Below are 3,856 nucleotides of genomic sequence, written 5' to 3' on the forward strand. Positions count from 1 at the left end.
CCTACGTGGTCACCGACGACGACCCCGACACCGCAGTCGAGCAGGTCCGCCGCTACGCCGCCAAACGGCTCCCTGAGCACCTGCTGCCCACCGCTGTGGTCGTGATCGACGCCCTACCCCTGACCTCCAACGGCAAACTCGACCGCCGTGCCCTTCCCGAACCCGAGGCCCCATCGACCTCCGGCGTCGGCCGGGAACCCGCCAACGAACGCGAGGAACTGCTCTGCGCGGCCTACGCCGAGATCCTCGGCCTCGACCAGGTCGGCGTCGACGACGACTTCTTCGAACTCGGCGGGCACTCCCTACTCGCCGTCCGACTCATCTCCCGAATCCGCGCACTACTCGGCGTCGACCTCGAAATCCGCGCTCTCTTCGAGACCCCCACCGTCGCGGCTCTCGCCGCCACCCTCGCGGAACCCGAAACAAGCACCACCAACCGCCCCGTACTGGCCCCCCAGCCCCGTCCCGAGCACATCCCACTGTCCTCCGGACAACGCCGCCTCTGGTTCATCGACCGACTCGAAGGACCCAGTGCCCTCTACAACGTCTCGAACACCCTCGACCTGGACGGCCCGGTGGACCCGACGGTCATCGAGGCCGCACTGCGTGACGTGATCGGGCGGCACGAGGCGTTGCGCACCCTACTTCCGACCATTCAGGGGGAACCCGTTCAGCAGGTCGTGCCGGTGGACCAGGTCGACTGGCACCTGCAGCACGAGGTGACCAACGGCGACGGTCTTGACGAGGCGATCGGCCGACACCGGTCGTACGCCTTCGACCTGGCGGCCGAACTACCGATCCAGGCGTGGTTGCTCAGCGGCGACGTGGACCGGCAGTTACTGCTCGTGGTCATCCACCACACCGCTGCCGACGGCTGGTCCTGGACTCCACTGGCCCGGGACTTCGTCACCGCCTACACGGCCCGTCGCGCCGGAACCCCCCCCGACTGGGCGCCGCTGCCCGTGCAGTACGCCGACTACGCCCTCTGGCAGTACGACCTGCTCGGCGACAAGGGCAACCCGGCCAGCCTTCTGGCCCGACAGGTCGAATACTGGCGCCGGACCCTGGCCGGAGTGCCGGAGGAGCTGAACCTTCCGTTCGACCGGGCCCGCCCGGCGGTGCTCGGCGACCGTGGCTATCGGCTCCCGGTCCAGGTTTCCGCCCATGTGCACGCGAAACTGGCGCGGCTCGCCCGGGCCGAAGGCGTCACCGTCTTCATGGCACTGCAGGCGGCGCTCGCCGTTCTGCTCTCCCGCCTGGGCGCCGGCACGGACGTCCCGATCGGCACCGCGATCGCCGGCCGCAGCGACGAGAAACTCAACGACCTCGTCGGCTTCTTCGTCAACACGCTGGTCATCCGCACCGACCTGTCCGGCGACCCGGAGTTCACCGCGGTGCTGGGCCGAGTCCGGGAGAGCAGCCTGGCAGCCTTCGCCCACCAGGACGTGCCGTTCGAACGGCTGGTGGAGGACCTGGCACCGACCCGTTCCTTGGCCCGCAACCCACTGTTCCAGGTGATGCTCACCCTGCAGAGCCAGGAGGAGGCCATTCTCGACGTGGCCGGGATCGAACCCGCACCGGCCGACGATCGAGCGGTGGAGACGACCGCACGGTTCGACCTCGACTTCAGTCTTCAGGAGACGTTCGACGGTACCGGCAGCCCGCTCGGGATCCGCGGCGCTCTCACCGTCGCCGCTGACCTGTTCGATGTAGCGTCCGCGCGGCTGATGGTGGAGCGGCTCGCCCGGGTGCTCGAGGACGTGACCGACGACCCGGCGTTGCGGCTGGGCGCCGTGAACGTGGTAGACGCGGTGGAGCGGCACCGGGTGCTGGTGGAGTGGAACGACGTGCCGGCCGCATCAGTCGAATCAACGCTGCCGGAGCTGTTCAGCGCACAGGTGACCAGGACCCCGCAGGCACCGGCCGTGACGTCGGGTGGCACGACGTTGACGTATGCGGAGTTGGATGCGCGGGCCGAGCGGCTGGCGCGGGTGCTGGTGGCACGGGGGGTGCGGCCGGATTCGGTGGTGGGTGTCTGCCTGCCGCGTGACGTGGACCTGGTCGTGGCCCTGCTGGGTGTGTGGAAGGCCGGTGGGGCGTATCTACCGATCGACCCGGGACTTCCGGAGGAGCGGGTGGCCTTCATGGTGGGCGACGCGGCGCCGGTGGCCGTGGTGACCTCGCCGGAGACCGAGAGGGTGCTGCCGTTCGGGGTGGCCCGGGTGTCTGTGCACGACCGGCCGGTGGGCGACGAGCTGCTCGACCGGGCACCGGCGCGGCCGGATCACGGCGCGTACGTGATGTTCACCTCGGGTTCGACGGGCCGGCCCAAGGGCGTGGTGGTGGAGCACCGTTCGGTGGCGAATCTGGTGAGCTGGGCGGCCGACCGCTTCGGTGGCACGGCATTCGCCCGGGTGCTGGCCTCGACGTCGCTGAGCTTCGACGTGTCGGTCTTCGAACTGTTCGGCCCGCTCGTGTCCGGCGGCAGCGTCGAGGTCGTGGCCGACCTGCTGGCATTGACCGACCGGGATCGGGCCTGGGACCTGAGCCTGGTCAACGCGGTGCCGTCGGCGCTGGCGCAGGTCCTCCAGGCAGGCGTGCGGGCCCGGGTCGGCACCGTGGTGGTGGCCGGTGAGGCGCTGACGACGGGGACGGTGGCCGAGGTACGGGCAGCCCTGCCGGGTGTGGAGGTGGTCAACCTCTACGGCCCGACGGAGGCGACGGTGTACGCGACGCAGTGGAACGTCGACGGGCCAGCGGAGCAGACCCCGCCGATCGGGCGTCCGATCAGCGGTACGCGGGTCCACGTACTCGACCGGGATCTCGCCCTCGCGCCGGTAGGAGTCGCCGGAGAGCTGTACGTGGCCGGCGTGGGGCTGGCTCGGGGCTATCTGGCCCGGGCAGGGCTGACCGCAGAGCGGTTCGTCGCCAATCCGTTCCAGCCGGGCTCGCGGATGTATCGCACCGGCGATCTGGTGCGGTGGAACGCCGACGGCCAGATCGAGTACCTCGGGCGTACCGACGATCAGGTGAAGATCCGCGGGTTCCGCATTGAGCTGGGCGAGGTGCAGGCCGCGCTGACCGGGCACTCGGACGTGGCTCAGGCAGCGGTGCTGGCTCGGGAGGATTCGGGCGGGGACAAGCGGCTCGTGGCGTACGTGGTGCCGACGCCCAGCGTCGACCCGGACGGGTTGCCGGCGCGAGTACGGTCGTATGCCGCGACGGTGCTGCCGGGGCACATGGTTCCGGCGGCGGTCGTGGTGTTGCCGGCGCTGCCGCTGTCGGCGGCGGGGAAGCTCGACCGTGCCGCACTGCCGGCACCCGACTTCGCCGCGTCCACGCGTGCCGACCGCCTGCCCGCCAACGCGCGGGAGGAGTTGTTGTGCGCCGGGTTCGCCGAGGTGCTCGGGCTCGCGGCGGTGGGTGTGGACGACGACTTCTTCGCTTTGGGTGGGCATTCGCTGCTGGTGGTGCGGTTGGTGGAGTGGCTGCGTCAACGGGGTATGTCGGTGCCGGTGCGGGCGCTGTTCCAGACCCCCACGCCGGCGGGGGTGGCTGCCGCGGGTGTCGGCCGGGATCAGGTTCGGGTGCCGGTGAATGGTATTCCGGCGGGCGCCGATCAGATCATCCCGCAGATGCTGCCGCTGGTCGAGCTGACGTCGGAGCAGGTTGAGCGGGTGGTGGCCACTGTTGATGGTGGTGCGTCGAATGTTGCGGACATTTACCCGTTGGCTCCTCTGCAGGAGGGCTTGCTGTTCCATCATCTGCTGGCCGAGGGCGGTCGTGATGCGTACGTGTTGCCGACGGTGGTGCGTTTCGCCACCCGCGACCTGCTCGACCGCTTCCTCGACGCGCT

General features: G+C 70.1%; 1 protein-coding gene. It reads left to right on the plus strand.

The genetic code is table 11. The features are described 5' to 3' along the window. A partial coding sequence (locus GA0070216_RS35155; protein WP_218108364.1) for a non-ribosomal peptide synthetase occupies nucleotides 1–3,856 on the plus strand: 3,856 nt, incomplete at both ends.

The sequence above is a fragment of the Micromonospora matsumotoense genome (assembly GCF_900091525.1).
Lineage (GTDB): Bacteria > Actinomycetota > Actinomycetes > Mycobacteriales > Micromonosporaceae > Micromonospora > Micromonospora matsumotoensis.